The organism is Streptomyces triticagri (assembly GCF_003429565.1).
Taxonomy (GTDB): Bacteria; Actinomycetota; Actinomycetes; order Streptomycetales; family Streptomycetaceae; genus Streptomyces; species Streptomyces triticagri.
The window spans coordinates 1-15,594 of record NZ_QUAK01000020.1; the positions used below are offsets into that span (position 1 = coordinate 1).

The 15,594-nt window shown below is 69.5% G+C and carries 13 protein-coding genes and 1 tRNA gene; 7 read left to right on the forward strand and 7 right to left on the reverse strand.

Annotation, left to right across the window (positions count from 1 at the left end; all coding sequences use genetic code 11):
* On the forward strand, window positions 1-930 hold a 930-nt coding region (locus DY218_RS03815), incomplete at its 5' end, for a sugar phosphate isomerase/epimerase family protein (RefSeq protein ID WP_147336119.1).
* Window positions 931-1,014: 84 nt separating this feature from the next.
* Here the strand turns inward: DY218_RS03815 and DY218_RS03820 are convergent.
* The 4 genes from DY218_RS03820 to DY218_RS03835 all read right to left on the reverse strand — a co-directional run bounded on the left by DY218_RS03820 (window position 1,015) and on the right by DY218_RS03835 (window position 7,640).
* A complete protein-coding gene (locus DY218_RS03820; RefSeq protein WP_128554462.1) occupies window positions 1,015-2,403 on the reverse strand; it encodes an OFA family MFS transporter in 1,389 nt (462 codons plus the stop codon).
* Window positions 2,404-2,518: 115 nt separating this feature from the next.
* Window positions 2,519-4,663 carry an acetate--CoA ligase family protein gene (locus tag DY218_RS03825; RefSeq protein WP_128554463.1) on the reverse strand — a complete coding sequence of 715 codons (2,145 nt, stop codon included), beginning with the start codon at window positions 4,661-4,663 and terminating at the stop codon, window positions 2,519-2,521.
* 4 nt (window positions 4,664-4,667) lie between these two features.
* A complete protein-coding gene (frc, locus tag DY218_RS03830; RefSeq protein ID WP_128554464.1) occupies window positions 4,668-5,933 on the reverse strand; it encodes a formyl-CoA transferase in 1,266 nt (421 codons plus the stop codon).
* A 12-nt stretch (window positions 5,934-5,945) separates the two neighbouring features.
* Complete coding sequence (locus DY218_RS03835) at window positions 5,946-7,640, reverse strand: thiamine pyrophosphate-binding protein (RefSeq protein WP_128554465.1); 1,695 nt, start codon at window positions 7,638-7,640, stop codon at window positions 5,946-5,948.
* Window positions 7,641-7,817: 177 nt separating this feature from the next.
* On the opposite strand from DY218_RS03835, the gene sucC reads away from it, so the two are divergent.
* The 4 genes from sucC to DY218_RS03855 all read left to right on the forward strand — a co-directional run bounded on the left by sucC (window position 7,818) and on the right by DY218_RS03855 (window position 11,832).
* A complete protein-coding gene (gene sucC / locus DY218_RS03840; protein WP_128554466.1) occupies window positions 7,818-8,948 on the forward strand; it encodes an ADP-forming succinate--CoA ligase subunit beta in 1,131 nt (376 codons plus the stop codon).
* Window positions 8,949-8,987: 39 nt separating this feature from the next.
* On the forward strand, window positions 8,988-9,899 hold the full coding sequence (gene sucD, locus DY218_RS03845) for a succinate--CoA ligase subunit alpha (protein WP_128554467.1): 912 nt from the start codon (window positions 8,988-8,990) through the stop codon (window positions 9,897-9,899).
* Between the two features lie 55 nt (window positions 9,900-9,954).
* A complete protein-coding gene (locus DY218_RS03850; protein WP_128554468.1) occupies window positions 9,955-11,565 on the forward strand; it encodes an aldehyde dehydrogenase family protein in 1,611 nt (536 codons plus the stop codon).
* A 179-nt stretch (window positions 11,566-11,744) separates the two neighbouring features.
* Window positions 11,745-11,832 (forward strand) — tRNA-Leu (locus tag DY218_RS03855).
* An 81-nt stretch (window positions 11,833-11,913) separates the two neighbouring features.
* On the opposite strand, the gene DY218_RS03860 is transcribed toward DY218_RS03855, so the two are convergent.
* Window positions 11,914-12,363: a cold-shock protein gene (locus tag DY218_RS03860; protein ID WP_128554469.1), complete on the reverse strand. Its 450-nt coding sequence runs from the start codon at window positions 12,361-12,363 to the stop codon at window positions 11,914-11,916.
* Between the two features lie 194 nt (window positions 12,364-12,557).
* On the opposite strand from DY218_RS03860, the gene DY218_RS03865 reads away from it, so the two are divergent.
* Window positions 12,558-13,733, forward strand: a complete 1,176-nt coding sequence (locus DY218_RS03865) for a CaiB/BaiF CoA transferase family protein (RefSeq protein WP_128554470.1) — start codon at window positions 12,558-12,560, stop codon at window positions 13,731-13,733.
* A gap of 49 nt (window positions 13,734-13,782) precedes the next feature.
* Here the strand turns inward: DY218_RS03865 and DY218_RS03870 are convergent, their stop codons facing one another.
* Window positions 13,783-14,190, reverse strand: coding sequence for a MerR family transcriptional regulator (locus tag DY218_RS03870; RefSeq protein WP_128554471.1), 408 nt, complete (start codon window positions 14,188-14,190; stop codon window positions 13,783-13,785).
* Window positions 14,191-14,238: 48 nt separating this feature from the next.
* Between DY218_RS03870 and DY218_RS03875 the strand changes: the two genes are divergently transcribed.
* On the forward strand, window positions 14,239-15,126 hold the full coding sequence (locus tag DY218_RS03875) for an NAD(P)-dependent oxidoreductase (RefSeq protein ID WP_128554472.1): 888 nt from the start codon (window positions 14,239-14,241) through the stop codon (window positions 15,124-15,126).
* On the opposite strand, the gene DY218_RS03880 is transcribed toward DY218_RS03875, so the two are convergent.
* A complete protein-coding gene (locus DY218_RS03880) occupies window positions 15,110-15,535 on the reverse strand; it encodes a hypothetical protein (protein WP_128554473.1) in 426 nt (141 codons plus the stop codon). The genes DY218_RS03875 and DY218_RS03880 overlap by 17 nt on opposite strands.
* Window positions 15,536-15,594 lie beyond the last annotated feature (59 nt).

A 15,594-nucleotide genomic window follows, 5' to 3' on the forward strand; every position in this document is an offset into this window, starting at 1 on the left:
CAGACCCCCGCAGCGGCCCCGGCGGGCCGCGGGCACGGCCGTGGCCGCCCCGTCCTGCCGCCCGGCCGCCTCGGCATCCAGCTCTACAGCCTGCGCGACCAGGTCGCCGCCCTGGGATTCGCCCCGGTCTTCGCCGAGTTGGAGCGGTTCGGCTACGACGAGATCGAGTTCGCCGGCTACACCCAGGAGACCGGCGGGGACATCACCCTCGACCAGTTGAGGAATCTGGCCGCCGACCATGGCCTGAACCCCATCGGAAGCCACGTCAACTACTACTCCGACAACCCCGGCGACTACACCTTCGCCGACAACCTCACCCAGGTGCTCGACGACGCCGAGACTCTCGGCCTCAAGCACATCGGCACCGCATCGGGACCCTGGCGCTACGGCGACACCGTCGACGGCTGGAAGCGCTGCGCCGAGGAGTTCAACACCTATGGCGCCGAGGCCAAGAAGCGCGGCATGAAGTTCTACCAGCACAACCACGCCGAGGAGTTCTCCTTCGCCTCGGACCAGCCCGACGTACGGCTCTACGACGTGCTGCTCGCCGAGACCGACCCGGAGCTCGTCTACCTGGAGATGGACATCTACTGGGCGTTCGCCGGGCAGTTCCGCTTCTCCGTGCGGGCGGACGGCACACCCGATCCGCTCGACCCGCTCTCGTACGTCCTGAAGCAACCGCACCGCTATCCGCTGTTCCACGTCAAGGACGGCGAGCACGACGAGTCGCAGCAGGACGGCTACCGCATGTGCGACGTCGGCGACGGCGACATCGACTACCGCACGTTCATCTCCGAGGTCACCCGCCGTACCCACCACGGCCGGCGCTACCACCACTGGCAGACCGAGCACGACAACCCGGTCGATTCCTTCGAGTTCGCCCGCAAGTCGAGCGACCACCTGCACAAGCTGCGCGAGAAGGACTGCTAGCCGGCGAACGGCGGCAGCCACCCGTCCCACACAGGACCGTCCGGGCCGCACCGGCCCGGACGGTCCTGTGTGGGGGACGAAATCTCACATGGCGTCCCGGCTGATGGGCCGGGGATTCGGCGTGATGCCGCCCTTGCGCGGTCGTCCCGGGGGATACAGGAAGAGCGCCACGAAGCCGGCGAAGAGCGAGATCGAACCTGCGAGGATGAAGGCTCCCGCATAGTCCCAGGCACCCACGACCACGGCGCCCATGCCGGAACCGAGCAGTCCGGACACCAGCTTGGAGCTGTACACCAGGCCGTAGTTGGAGGCGTTGTTGTTCTCACCGAAGTAGTCCGCGGTCATCGCTGCGAACATCGGGAAGATGGCGCCGCCACCGAATCCGGAGATGCTGGAGAAGATCAGGAACAGCGGCAGGTTGTTGATGTTCCCGGACCAGAGAATGCCGTACTGCGCCAGGCCCAGCACGATGCAGACGAAGATGAGGCATTCCTTGCGGCCGTAGCGGTCGGAGAGCCAGCCGATCACACCGCGGCCCGTACCGTTCACGATGGCCTTCAGCGACATCGCCGTGGCGACGATCCCGCCCGCGAAGCCGGCCTCGTCACCGAACGGCACCTGGAAGGCGATACCGAAGATGTTGACGCCCGAGGTGCACAGCAGACAGAACCACATCAGGGCGACGCGGCCCGTCCTCCAGGCCTCCATCGGGGTGTACTGCCTGACCGCGGGCGGGTTCTTCTCCAGCGCCCGCCGTGCCCGCGGGTCGTCGGGCTTCTTCAGCGGGTCGACCTCCGGGGGCCACCAGTTCTTCGGCGGGTCCTGGAAGAAGTAGCCGGCCACCGCCACCACGGCCGCCAGGAACACACCGACCGAGACGAGCACCCAACGGAAGTTGGTCAGGTCCATGAAGCCGGTGAAGATGAACACGAACGGCACCGAACCGTAGGCGAAACCGCCGTTCACGAAGCCCGTCTTGCCGCCCTTGCGCTCCGGATACCACTTGCCAACCATGTTGACGCAGGTCGCGTACACCATGCCGGCGCCCATCCCGCTGAACATGCCGAAGCCGAGATACGCGACGATCACATGCGGCGCGTAGGCCAGCGACACATAGCCGAGCAGGGTGCCCACAGCACCGAACATCATCGCCCAGCGGGCCGGCAACCGGCCCGTTTCCCTGAGCTTGCCCGCCGGAAACGCGACGGCGGCCTGGAAGAACACCCAGACACCCAGCATCCAGAAGATGTGCTGGCTGCTCCAGCTGTGCGCGGTGTGCAGGGTGTCCTCGGCGGACGCGAACGCGTACTCCGCCGAACTGATGCCCATCATGCCCACCCAGGGCAGGATGACCATCCACTTGCGCTTGCGGCCCATGATGTCGACATCGGTCTCACCGATCCGGTACATCCGGCCGTTGGCGTCCGTCACCTCCCTGTAGGGGACGGGTGTGGAGATGTCAGTTGTCGCCATGCAGATCGAACCCCTCGCGTGGAAGAAGTCTGGCCAGCGCCCCCTGTCCGTTCTCTTCGCACCGGGGCCCGCGGCGAGCGGTCACCGCAGGCCCCTCGGGTCGGGCTCCGTCAGGTCATCGGCCGCCTCCCAACAGTCCGGCGGCCCGCGCCCAGCGGTACTTGGCGCCGAGCACCGCGACGGGCTTCTCCGTGGTGTACGGGTACGCCACCACGCCCCGCTCGAAGAGATACGCGCAGGCCTCCTCGACCTCCACGTCCCCCGCGAGCGACGCGACCACCGGCTTCTCGATGCCGCGCTCCCGGAATTCGGCCACCACGCGCGCGGTGAGCTCGGCGAAGACCATGGGAGGCGTGACGATCGTGTGCCAGTAGCCGAGGACCAGGGCATGGATCCGCGGGTCCTCGAGGCCCAGCCGGATCGTCGCCTCGTACGTCGACGGGGGCTCCCCGCCCGTGATGTCCACCGGGTTGCCGGCGGCGCCGAACGGCGGGATGAAGGCCTTGAAGGAGGCGTCCAGATCGGGCGGGATCTCCATCAGGGAGAGACCGTTGTCGGTCACCGCGTCCGAGAGGAGCACACCGGAGCCGCCCGCGCCGGTGATGATCACCACGTTGTCGCCCTGTGGCGCCGGAAGCACCGGCAACGCGCGCGCGTACTCCAGCATTTCGTTCAGGCCCGGGGCCCGGATCACGCCGGCCTGGCGCAGGATGTCGTCGTAGACCGCGTCGTCACCGGCCAACGCTCCTGTGTGGGAACCGGCGGCTTTGGCGCCGGCCGCCGTACGACCGGCCTTGAGGACGACGACGGGCTTCTTGGGCACCGTCTCACGGGCCGCCTCGACGAATACACGGCCGTCCTTGAGGTCCTCCAGATGCATCGCGATGCACTGCGTGTTGGGATCCTCGCCGAACCAGGTGAGCAGATCGTCCTCGTCCAGGTCCGACTTGTTGCCGAGACCGACGATCGCCGAGACACCCGTGTTGGTGGCCCGCGCGAAGCCCAGGATGGCCATCCCGATGCCGCCGGACTGCGAGGTCAGCGCGACAGGACCCTTCACGTCGTACGGTGTGCAGAACGTCGCGCACAGGTCCTGCCAGGTCGAGTAGTAGCCGTAGATGTTGGGCCCGAGGAGCCGTACGCCGTGGCGTTCGGCGATCTCCACGATCTCGCCCTGCAGTTCGTGCTCGCCCGTCTCGGCGAAACCGGAGGGGATCAGTACGGCGTTCGGGATGCCCTTGCGGCCCACCTCTTCGAGCGCGGCCGCGACGAACTTGGCGGGTATCGCGAAGACCGCCACATCCACCTCGCCCGGGACGTCCGTGACACTCTTGTGCGCCTTGCGGCCCAAGATGTCATCGGCCTTGGGGTTCACCGGATGGATGTCGCCGGAGAAGCCGCCGTCGACCAGGTTGCGCATGACCGAATTGCCTATCTTGCCCCCCTCGTTGGAGGCGCCGATCACCGCCACCGAGCGAGGCTGCATCAGCCGTCGCATCGAGGCGAGGATCTCTTCGCGGCCGTAGGTGCGACGCTGTCTGGCGGGCTCCGTGGAGAGGATCACGCGGATGTCGGCGGCGACCGCGCCGTCCGGCGTGGCGACGACCGGATTGAGATCCACCTCGGCGATCTCCGGGAAGTCGGTGACCAACTCCGAGACCCGGCGGATCTGTTCGGCGAGCGCCCAGTGGTCCACGGCGGGCGCGCCGCGCACACCGCGCAGGATCTCCGCCGAGCGGATCGAGTCGAGCATCGAGCGGGCCTCGTCGGCGTCCACCGGGGCCAGGCGGAACGTCACGTCCCGCAGCACCTCCACCAGGACACCGCCGAGCCCGAAGGCGACGACCTTCCCGAACGTCGGGTCCGTCACCGCGCCGACGATGACCTCCTGGCCCTTGGGCAGCAGTTCCTGCACCTGTACGCCGTCGATTCGGGCCTCGGGTGCGTAGGCACGGGCGTTGTCGACGATGCGGTGGAACGCGGCTCGTACGTCCGCGGAGCCCTCCACTCCTACGACCACCCCGCCCGCATCCGTCTTGTGCAGGATGTCCGGCGACACGATCTTGAGCACCACGGGTCCGCCGAAACGGGCGGCGTGGGCCACCGCCTGGTCCACGTCCCGGGCGAGTTCCTCACCCGGGACGGCGATTCCGTAGGCGTCCGCGAGTACCTTGCCCTCCGGCGCGGTCAGGGCGGTGCGCCCGTCCGCACGGACCGTGTCGAGCAGGCTGCGCACGCGCAGTGTGCGGTCCTCGGCCATCACGTCAGATCACTCCGTTCGACTTGAGCAGGCCGAGTTCCTCGTCGCCGAGCCCGAGTTCGCCGACGTACACCTCTTCGTTGTGCTCGCCGAGCAGCGGTGAGGTGGACACGTCCACGGGGGAGTCGGAGAGCTTGAGCGGGGAACCGACCGTGGTGAACTCGCCGCGCTCCGGGTGCGGGACGCGCACCACCATCTCGTTCGCGGCGAGCGAGGCGTCCTCGACGATCTCCTTGGTGGAGAGGATCGGGCCGCAGGGGATGTTGTGCGCGTTGAGCTGCTCGAGGACCTCCCACTTCGGCAGGGTCGACGACCACTCCTCGATCAGCTGGAACATCTTGCTCAGCTTGGGCAGGCGGGCCGACGGAGTGGACCATTCCGGGTCGTCCGCGAGCTCGGGCCGGCCGATCAGCGAGGTGAGCGGCTGCCAGCCGACGGGCTGCACGATCACGTACACGTAGTCGTTCGGGCCGCCCGGCGCGCACTTGACGGCCCAGCCGGGCTGACCGCCGCCGGACGCGTTTCCGGAACGGGGAACTTCCGTGCCGAAGTCCTCGTTCGGATATTCAGCGAGCGGGCCATGAGCCAGGCGCTGCTGATCGCGCAGCTTCACCCGGCAGAGGTTGAGCACAGCGTGCTGCATGGCCACATTGACCCGCTGACCGCGACCGGTGTTCTCCCGCTGATACAGCGCCGCGAGAATCCCCGCCACGGCATGGATGCCGGTGCCGGAGTCCCCGATCTGCGCACCGGTGGCCAGTGGCGGCCCGTCCTCGAATCCGGTGGTCGACATGGACCCGCCCATGGCCTGGGCCACCACCTCGTACGCCTTGAAGTTGGTGTACGGGCCGTCACCGAACCCTTTGATGGAGGCATAGACGATACGCGGATTGATCTCCTGGATGCGCTCCCAGGTGAAGCCCATGCGGTCCACCGCACCGGGGCCGAAGTTCTCGACCATGACGTCCGAGCGCCGGATCAGCTCGGTGAGGATCTCCTTGCCGCGGTCGGTCTTGGTGTTGAGGGTGATGCTCCGCTTGTTGCAGTTGAGCATCGTGAAGTAGAGGGAGTCCACGTCCGGCAGATCGCGGAGCTGTTTGCGCGTGATGTCGCCGCTCGGGGCCTCGAGCTTCACCACGTCGGCACCGAGCCAGCCGAGCAGCTGGGTGGCCGATGGACCGGACTGGACGTGGGTCATGTCGAGGACGCGCACGCCCTCGAGTGCCTTGGTACCGGAGGGAGGTGCGGTCTGGTCGGGCTGTGCAGTCATCCCGGCGACTCCTCACTTGTACATGGTCTGGTTCATGGTTCCGGGGGCGTACGCGTCCGGGTCGACCCAGACGTTGATCAGGGAGGGCTTGCCGGACTCGCGGGCACGGCGCAGCGCAGGGCCGATGTCGGCGGGGTCGCGGACCTCCTCGCCGTAACCGCCCAGCATCTGGGCGAACTTGTCGTAGTGGACGTCGCCGAGCGTGTTGCCGACCCGTTCGCGCGCGTCCCCGTACTTGGCCTTCTGGCCGTAACGGATCTGATTCATGGAGGAGTTGTTGCCGACGATGCCGACGAAGGGGAGGTCGTAGCGGACGAGGGTCTCGAAGTCCCAGCCGGTGAGCGAGAAGGCGCCGTCGCCGAAGAGGGCCACCACCTCCTTGTCCGGGCGCGCCTGCTTGGCCGCCAGGACGAAGGGGACGCCGACGCCGAGGGTGCCGAGCGGTCCCGGGTCCATCCAGTGCCCGGGGGACTTGGGCTGCACCACCTGTCCGGAGAAGGTGACGATGTCACCGCCGTCGCCGATGTAGATGGAGTCCTCGGTGAGGAAGTCGTTGATCTCACTGACCAGCCGGTACGGGTGGATGGGGGAGGCGTCGGAGCGGAGGTTCGGCAGGCGCTTCTCCAGGGCGGTCTGCTCGGCGGCCCGCAGCTCGTCGAGCCACTCCTTGCGCTTGGCGGCGCCGCCGTTGAGGCGCCCGGTGACCGCATCGGACACGGACTTCAGGATCAGCCCGGCGTCGCCGACGATGCCCAGGTCGATGTCCCGGTTCTTGCCGACGGTCCGGTAGTCGAGGTCGATCTGGACCACGGTGGCGTCCGGTGAGAGCCGCTTGCCGTAGCCCATCCGGAAGTCGAAGGGGGTGCCGACGATCACGATGACGTCCGCGTTGGAGAAGGCGTAGCGGCGGGAGAGCTGGAAATGGTGCGGGTCTCCCGGCGGGAGCGTGCCGCGTCCGGCGCCGTTCATATAGGCGGGGATGTTCAGCCGGCGCACCAGGTCCACGGCGGACTCGGTGCCGCGGGTCGTCCAGACCTGGCTGCCGAGCAGGATGGCCGGCTTCTCGGCGTGCGCCAGGAGATCGGCGAGCTTCTCGACGGCCTCCGGGTCGCCGGCCGAGCGGGTCGAGGCCCGGTAGTGCCCGGGTTCGGGCACTCGGGCACGGTCGGCGGGCACCTTCGCGTCCAGCACATCGCGCGGGATCTCCAGGAACGACGGCCCGGGCGCGCCGTGGTAGCACTCGCGGAAGGCCATGGACACCATGTCGGCCGACCGCGCGGTGTCCGGCACGGTCGCGGCGAACTTGGTGATCGGCGTCATCATGTCGACGTGCGGCAGATCCTGCAGAGAGCCCATCTTGTGCTGGGTGTGGGCGCCCTGACCGCCGATCAGCAGCATCGGTGACTCGGCGCGGAAGGCGTTGGCCACTCCGGTGACCGCGTCCGTCGTGCCGGGCCCGGCCGTGACCACCGCGCAGCCGGGCTTGCCGGTGAGGCGTGCATAGCCGTCCGCGGCGTGCGCGGCGACCTGCTCGTGACGTACGTCGACGACTTCGATGCCCTCGTCCACGCACCCGTCGTAGATGTCGATGATGTGCCCGCCGCACAGGGTGTAGATGACCTCCACCCCCTCGGCCTTGAGTGCCTTGGCGACCAGGTGCCCACCGGAGATGAGGTCGGTGTTGGTCCCGCTGGTGTCCTCGGGCATGACGAAGTCCCGTCCCTTCGTAGGGGAGTTGGAGCGCGTCCGCGCTGGGATCCGGCGCTCCCTGACTGCTCTCGCAGCAGATTGCATACAGTCGACGAATACTGTATGAAGCTTGTTATCCCGCATCCGGTGGGTGGTGTCCAGGGGGCGTGCGGCACTTTTCAGTGAGGAGCCGAGATGGACCTGTATGAACACCAGGCAAGGGAACTCTTCGACGAATACGGGGTGTCGGTACCGGAGGCCGAGGTCGCCGGCACGTCCAAGGAGGCGCGCCTGATCGCCGAGCGATTCGGCGGTCCGGTCGTGGTCAAGGCCCAGGTGAAGACCGGTGGGCGCGGCAAGGCGGGCGGAGTGAAGCTGGCCGCGGGACCCGAGGCGGCCGAACTGACAGCCCGCCAGATCCTCGGCATGGACATCAAGGGCCACACGGTCCGCCAGGTGATGCTGGCCCGGCCGGTCGACATCGCCGAGGAGTACTACGTCAGTTACGTGCTCGACCGGGCCACCGGCGGATTCCTCGCCATCGCCTCCGCCGCCGGTGGCATGGACATCGAGGAAGTCGCCGCCGAACGGCCCGAGGCAGTGGCGCGCGTCCCCGTCGACCCGGACCGCGGGGTGACCGCCGCCGAGGCGTCCCGTATCGCCGCGGCCGCCGGACTGCCGGCCGAGGTCGGGCCCGTACTCGAGCGTCTCTGGGCGGTACTGGTCAAGGAGGACGCCGTACTCGTCGAGGTCAACCCGCTGGTGCGGACCACCGACGGATCGGTGGTGGCCCTCGACGGCAAGGTCACCCTGGACGACAACGCCCGCTTCCGCCAGTCCCGTTGGGGCGAGGGAGACACCGTACGGGACAGCGAACTGGAGCGGACCGCGGCAGCCAAGGGCCTCAACTACGTGAAACTCGACGGCCGGGTGGGCGTCATCGGGAACGGCGCAGGCCTCGTCATGTCCACTCTCGACGTCGTCGCGGGCTGCGGCGCCCGGCCGGCCAACTTTCTCGACATCGGCGGCGGGGCCTCCGCGCAGGTGATGGCCGACGGCCTGTCCGTCATCCTCTCCGACCCCGGTGTCGAGTCCGTCTTCGTCAACGTATTCGGCGGGATCACCGCCTGCGACGCCGTCGCCGAAGGCATCGTCCAGGCGCTCGGCGCGGTGCGTCTCACCAAACCCCTGGTCGTCCGCCTGGACGGCAACAGCGCGACGCGCGGCCGGGAGATCCTCGAGGCCGCAGGACACCCCCTCGTCGAACAGGTCCCGACCATGGACGGCGCCGCCCGCCGTGCCGCCGAACTCGCCCTCACCGGCTGACCGGCCGGCCACGGAGCCGGCCAGGAGAGGACAGCAGAGATGGCCATCTTTCTGACCAAGGAGAGCAGGGTTCTCGTCCAGGGCATGACCGGCGCGGAAGGCATGAAGCACACCCGCCGGATGCTCGCGGCGGGCACCCAGGTCGTGGGCGGAGTCAACCCGCGCAAGGCGGGCCGCGCCATCGACTTCGACCTGTCGGGGCTCTCGGGTGCGGGCGAGTCCGCCGGCGCGACGGTCCCCGTCTTCGGCACCGTCCGCGAGGGCATCGACGCCACCGGCGCCGACGTCAGCGTCGTCTTCGTACCGCCCGCCTTCTGCAAGGCCGCGGTGACCGAGGCGGCCGACGCCGGCATCGGCCTGGTCGTCGTGATCACCGAAGGGGTGCCCGTGCACGACGCGGTCGCCTTCCAGTCCCACGCACGCCGCCGCGGCACCCGTGTCGTCGGCCCCAACTGCCCCGGACTGATCACCCCCGGGCAGTCCAATGCCGGCATCGTGCCCGCCGACATCACCGGACCGGGGCCCATCGGCCTGGTCTCCAAGTCCGGCACACTCACGTACCAACTCATGTACGAGCTCAGCGAGTTCGGCTTCACCAGCGCCGTCGGCATCGGCGGCGACCCGGTGATCGGCACCAGCCACATCGACTGCCTTGAGGCCTTCGAGGACGACCCCGACACCGAACTCGTCGTCCTCATCGGCGAGATCGGCGGCGACGCGGAGGAGCGCGCCGCGGAGTACATCCGCGATCACGTGACCAAACCGGTCGTCGGCTACATCGCCGGCTTCACCGCACCCGAGGGCAAGACCATGGGCCATGCCGGTGCGATCGTCTCCGGATCGTCCGGCACCGCCCGCGCCAAACAGCAGGCGCTCGAGGCAGTGGGCGTACGCGTCGGCTCCACGCCCACGGAAACGGCCCGACTGGTCCGCGCACACCTCACCCGCTGATCACGACGGCCCTGCACGCCCACCCCGCGACCTCCCAGCGAGCGGAGAACCCTCGATGGCAGCAACCCAGGTTCCCACCAGCGACGAACCGTCCACCGAAGAACCGACCACCGACGAACCGACCACCCCGGCAACCCTGCACCTCAAGCCCGGCACTGCCTGGTCCGACGCCTGGCAGCGCTGCCGGTCCGTCGCCCCGGAGGCCTTCCTGGACGACCGGGTGCGCAACCTCTGGGCCGGCGAGTGGCACACCGACGGCCGCGCCCTGCCCGCCACCAGCCCGCTGGACGGCACCCCCATCGCCGGCCCACCGCGTCTCGACGCGGACACCGCCCGGCAGGCCGTGCGCGCCGCACTCGACCAGCACCGCGCCTGGCGGCACCTGCCCCTCGCCGAACGCCGGGCACGGGTCGCCGCCACCGTCGACCGCCTCACCGAGCACCGCGAGCTGCTCGCCCTCCTCCTCGTCTGGGAGATCGGCAAGCCCTGGCGCCTCGCCCAGGCCGACGTGGACCGGGCCATCGACGGTGTGCGCTGGTACGTCGACGGCATCGAGCCGATGCTCACCGACCGCCGGCCGCTCGACGGCCCGGTGTCGAACGTCGCCAGCTGGAACTACCCGATGTCCGTCCTGGTCCACGCCCTCCTCGTACAGGCCCTGGCCGGCAATGCGGTCGTCGCCAAGACGCCGACCGACGGCGGCCTGTCCTGCCTCACCCTCGCCGCGGCACTCGCCGCCCGCGAGGGCATCCCCGTCACCCTGGTCAGCGGCAGCGGCGGTGAACTGTCCGAGGCCCTGGTGCGAGCACCGGAGATCGGCTGCGTCTCCTTCGTCGGCGGCCGCGACACCGGAGCCGCCGTGGCCACCGCGGTCGCCGACCTCGGCAAACGCCACATCCTGGAACAGGAGGGCCTCAACACCTGGGGCATCTGGAACTGCTCCGACCTCTCCCCGCTCGCCACCGCGCTCCCCAAGCTCTTCGACTACGGCAAGCAGCGCTGCACCGCGTACCCGCGCTTCGTCGTGCAGCGCGAGCTGTTCGACGCGTTCCTCGCCGTGTACCTGCCCGCCGTGCGGAGCCTGCGCATCGGCCACCCGCTGGCCGTGGCCGCCCCCGACGATCCACTCCCCGCACTGGACCTCGGCCCGCTGATCAACGCGGCCAAGGCCAAGGAGCTCGCCGACCAGGTCGCCGAGGCCGTGGACCGTGGCGCGGTGCCGCTGCACCGCGGATCACTCGCGGACGGCCGCTTCCTGCCGGGCCAGGACACCGGTGCCTACCTGCCTCCGGTCACCCTGCTCAACCCGCCGCCGTCCTCCCCGCTGCACCATGCCGAACCGTTCGGCCCGGTCGACACGATCGTCCTGGTCGACACCGAGGCCGAGCTGCTCGCCGCCATGAACGCCTCGAACGGCGCGCTCGTCGCCACACTCAGTACGGACGACCCGGCGACGTACGCCCGGCTCGCACCACAGATCCGGGCGTTCAAGACCGGCCACGGCGTGCCGCGCTCCCGCGGTGACCGGGCAGAGCAGTTCGGCGGCTTCGGAGCCTCCTGGCGGGGTGCCTTCGTCGGCGGTGAGCTCCTCGTGCGGGCGGTCACCCAGGGGCCTCGGGACGAGCGCCTGCCCGGGAACTTCCCCGACCGCCACCTCATGCCCTGACCGGGAGTTGTCACCTGTACGTGTCCGCCCGTGCACCGGCGGTCATGACCCTGCCGGTGCCCGGGCACCTCCCGCCCAGCACCCCGCAGGCCAGCGGATATGCGGGTGAAGGGCACTCCGAAACCTTGGTATTGTTGTCCATGTCGCCGCGGGGAGACCCGCGGGCCGACAGGCACCTGGTCCGGGTGGCGGAATGGCAGACGCGCTAGCTTGAGGTGCTAGTGCCCTTTATCGGGCGTGGGGGTTCAAGTCCCCCCTCGGACACCACAAGAAGACCCCAGCCGTGCGGCTGGGGTCTTCTGCTGTTCCGGAGCGGCGTCCCGGCCCGGGGGCCGGGACGCGACCTATTCAGTCCTCGGTCCACCCGTGGTTCTTGGCGAACTGCAGCAGTCCTTGGCGGATCTTGACGATCTGGTCGCCCGTCAGCGCCGGAGCCGTCGCGAGGAGCACCTCGGTCACCTCGTGCACGTACTCGTCGGAGGTGAGTACGTCGCAGAGCGAGTCGTCGCCGTCCGCGGCCCTGGAGGAGCCGGGGTACGTCAGGGCTCCAGGGATCTTCGGCTGTGCGGCCGAGACATGCGCCGGAGCGCGGCTGCCCGCGGCCAGTTTCACGGACGAGGCCTTGAGTCCGCGATCGCCCTCCTCGATGTCGAATTCGACGATCAGACCCGGGTGCAGCTGGTGCTCCGGAATCAGCAGATCGTTCACATGCAGGAATACGTCCTCGCTGCCGTCGTCCGGAGCGATGAACCCGTACCCCCGGGCTCCGTCGAACCGCACCACGCGACCAGCGACCATGACAACCAACCCCTCATCACTTCCCGGCCCCATCCCCGGGCCGGCCACGACCCGTAGCTTACGCGGCCGCCGGTGGGCGCGTGGCCGGCACCCGATACCCGCCGGTCCCGGCCGTCCGGCCTCCGGGATCATGGGAGGGGCCGCCGGGCCCGCGTCCGGTTCTCGTCCGCCCGTCGAAAGTGGAATGCACCCGCATGGAACCCCTCCGCGGTCTCACCGTCGTCTCGCTCGAGCAGGCCATCGCCGCCCCCTACGCCACCCGCCGGCTCGCCGACCTCGGCGCCAGGGTCATCAAGGTGGAGCGCCCCGGAACCGGTGACTTCGCCCGTGCCTACGACTCGCGGGTCAACGGTCTGAGCTCCCATTTCGTCTGGGCGAACCGCAGCAAGGAATCGCTCACCCTCGACATCAAGGACCCGCGCGGCCTGGACGTCCTGCTCCGCCTGCTCGCCGGCGCCGACGTGTTCGTACAGAATCTGGCGCCGGGCTCGGCCGCCCGCGCGGGACTCGGCTTCGAGGCCCTGCAGTCCCTCAACCCCCGCCTGATCGTCTGCGACATCTCCGGCTACGGCGACGCGGGACCGTACGCGACCAAGAAGGCGTACGACCTGATGGTGCAGAGCGAGGCGGGGCTGCTGTCCGTGACCGGGACGCCCGACGAGATGGCGAAGGCCGGCATCCCGGTAGCCGACATCGCGGCCGGGAGCCACGCCCACAGCGCGATCCTCGCCGCCCTCATCGAACGCGGCCGCACCGGCCGGGGCAGCCGCCTGGACGTGTCGATGCTGGAGGCCACGGTGGAGTGGATGGGCTTCCCGCTCTACTACGCCTACGACGGGGCCGAGCCGCCACCGCGTGCGGGCGCCGCGCACGCCACCATCCACCCGTACGGACCGTTCGTCGCGGCGGACGGCAAGGTCGTCATGATGTGCGTCCAGAACGAACGGGAGTGGGCGGCCTTCTGCGACCGCTTCCTCGGCCGCCCCGACCTGGCGAACCACCCGGACTACGCAAGGAACGCGGACCGCAACGCCAACCGCGAGCCACTCGGCCGGATCGTCTCCGCACGCTTCGCCGAACTGACTGCCGCCGAGGCGATCGACCTCCTGGAGGCGGTCCCGGTGGCCAACGCCCACGTGAACACCCCCGAAGACGTATGGCACCACCCGCAGTTGGCGTCCCGCGACCGCTGGCACCAGGTCGCCACCCCGGCGGGGCCCGTCCCGGCACTGGCCCCGCCCGGCCCGATCACGGACGTGCCCCGGATGGACCCCGTCCCGGCACTCGGCGAACACACCCGCACGATCCTTGCCGAAGTCGGCCTGGACGGAGCCGACATCGACCGCCTGATCGAGGAAGGCGTGGCGTGAGCCACCGCCCCGGCCGCTCGCAGGCGCTGAACCCGGCGCCCGGGGTCGGTCAGGCGGGGACGGACTGTGCGCACGCCTCGTCGAAGGGCGGGTAGCCGTCGCCGCCCGAGCGGTCGGCCGTGTCGATGTAGTCGGCGAGGGCGTCCCGGGAGCGGGACAGCTTGGTCAACTGGTCGTCCAGGCGCTGCAGCCGCGTCCGCATCGCATCGAGCAGTTCGGGACACCCGGCCAGCTTCGGGTTCTCGCCGACCGCGCAGGGCAATACGTACGCGATCTCCTCGGAGGACAGGCCCGCGCCCAGGAGGTGCCGGATCTGCTTCACCCGCAGCAGGGCGTCCTCGTCGTACTGGCGGTAGCCGTTGGTGCCCCGCTCCGCGTCCAGGAGGCCCTGGGCCTCGTAGTAGCGCAACTGGTGGGCGTGGACGCCCGTCCGGCGAGCCAGTTCCCCGATCCGCATGGCACCTCACTTGACCTTCACACCGATATCAACGTTGATGCTGCTGCCATGACGAACAACACGCACAAGACCGATAGTCCCGTGACCGTCATCGGCCTCGGACTGATGGGCCAGGCGCTCGCCCCGGCGTTCCTGAAGGCCGGGCATGCGACCACCGTGTGGAACCGTACGGCCGGTAAGGCGGATCACGTCGTCTCGCAGGGTGCGCAGTTGGCGCCGACGGTGGGTGACGCGGTCAAGGCCGGCGGCCCGATCGTCGTCTGTCTCACCGACTACGCGGCCGTGCGGGAACTGCTGGGCGGGAGCGAAGTGGATCTGGCCGGCGCGATGCTGGTCAACCTCACCTCGGGCGACTCCGCACAGGCCAGGGAGACCGCCCGCTGGGCCACGGAGCGCGGTGCCCGCTACCTGGACGGCGCCGTCATGGCCGTACCTCCGGCGATCGGGACCGACGCGGCGGTCATCCTGCACAGCGGCCCGGAGGCGGACTTTCAGGAGTACGAGCCGACCCTCGCCGCGCTCGGCACGGTCACCCACCTCGGCGTGGACCACGGCCTCGCGTCCCTGTACGACGCGGCCGGCCTGACCATGATGTGGAGCATCCTGAACGCCTGGCTGCAGGGCATTGCCCTGCTCAGGACGGCGGGAGTGGACGCGGCGACCTTCGCGCCGTTCGCGCAGCAGATGGCTGCCACTGTGGCGGGCTGGCTGCCGTACGACGCGGAGCAGATCGACAAGGGCGACTTCGCGACCGAGGTGTCGACTCTGGGCACCCACACACGGGCGATGGAGCACCTGATCGAGGAGAGCGAGACGGCAGGCATCAACGCCGAACTGCCCAAGCTCATCAAGGCACTGGCCGACCGCGCGATCGCAGCCGGCCACGCGGACCTCGAATACGCCGTACTGATCGAGGAGTTCACGAAGCCCGGGTAGTGGTCCGGCGCTTGTCCGCGCGCAGTGCGATCGCCGTCGCCAGGGCGCCCGCGCCCTCCCACAGGCCCACGCCGATGAGCCCCGCGGGTGCCCGGTCGCCGATGACCGCCAGCGTGAAGACCGTGAACGTGAGCAGGCGGAAGGGGACGGTCCAGCGGAAGAAGGGCGTCCAGTCGGCGGCCGCCGCGAGCATGTAGTAGACGCCCATGTTGACGGCCGCCATGGAGGAGGCGGTCAGGAAGACCAGCGTGTGATCACCGTCCGGCCGCCCGCTGTCGGGTGTTCCGGAGAAGCCCATGGACTCGATGAGGGCATCGGGTGCGATGAGCCCCACGATCCCCATCGTGGTGGCAAGCACGCCGAAGACCGCCATGGTCCAGCCGGCCGAAGAACGGGGCTTGAGCTGCATGGACTTTCCTGTCATCGACTTTCCCCCACCGAGTACGGGCGATTGCCGGCGAACGACTG

What these genes read in the sequence shown, in the direction of transcription:
- DY218_RS03835 (WP_128554465.1), bottom strand. Translation starts at nt 7,640, where the DNA reads ATGCCCGAGGACACCAGCGGGACCAACACCGACCTCATCTCCGGTGGG.
- DY218_RS03880 (WP_128554473.1), bottom strand. Translation starts at nt 15,535, where the DNA reads ATGCAGCTCAAGCCCCGTTCTTCGGCCGGCTGGACCATGGCGGTCTTC.
- DY218_RS03820 (WP_128554462.1), bottom strand. Translation starts at nt 2,403, where the DNA reads ATGGCGACAACTGACATCTCCACACCCGTCCCCTACAGGGAGGTGACG.
- DY218_RS03850 (WP_128554468.1), top strand. Translation starts at nt 9,955, where the DNA reads ATGGCAGCAACCCAGGTTCCCACCAGCGACGAACCGTCCACCGAAGAA.
- sucD (WP_128554467.1), top strand. Translation starts at nt 8,988, where the DNA reads ATGGCCATCTTTCTGACCAAGGAGAGCAGGGTTCTCGTCCAGGGCATG.
- DY218_RS03825 (WP_128554463.1), bottom strand. Translation starts at nt 4,663, where the DNA reads ATGGCCGAGGACCGCACACTGCGCGTGCGCAGCCTGCTCGACACGGTC.
- sucC (WP_128554466.1), top strand. Translation starts at nt 7,818, where the DNA reads ATGGACCTGTATGAACACCAGGCAAGGGAACTCTTCGACGAATACGGG.
- frc (WP_128554464.1), bottom strand. Translation starts at nt 5,933, where the DNA reads ATGACTGCACAGCCCGACCAGACCGCACCTCCCTCCGGTACCAAGGCA.
- DY218_RS03860 (WP_128554469.1), bottom strand. Translation starts at nt 12,363, where the DNA reads ATGGTCGCTGGTCGCGTGGTGCGGTTCGACGGAGCCCGGGGGTACGGG.
- DY218_RS03870 (WP_128554471.1), bottom strand. Translation starts at nt 14,190, where the DNA reads ATGCGGATCGGGGAACTGGCTCGCCGGACGGGCGTCCACGCCCACCAG.
- DY218_RS03865 (WP_128554470.1), top strand. Translation starts at nt 12,558, where the DNA reads ATGGAACCCCTCCGCGGTCTCACCGTCGTCTCGCTCGAGCAGGCCATC.
- DY218_RS03875 (WP_128554472.1), top strand. Translation starts at nt 14,239, where the DNA reads ATGACGAACAACACGCACAAGACCGATAGTCCCGTGACCGTCATCGGC.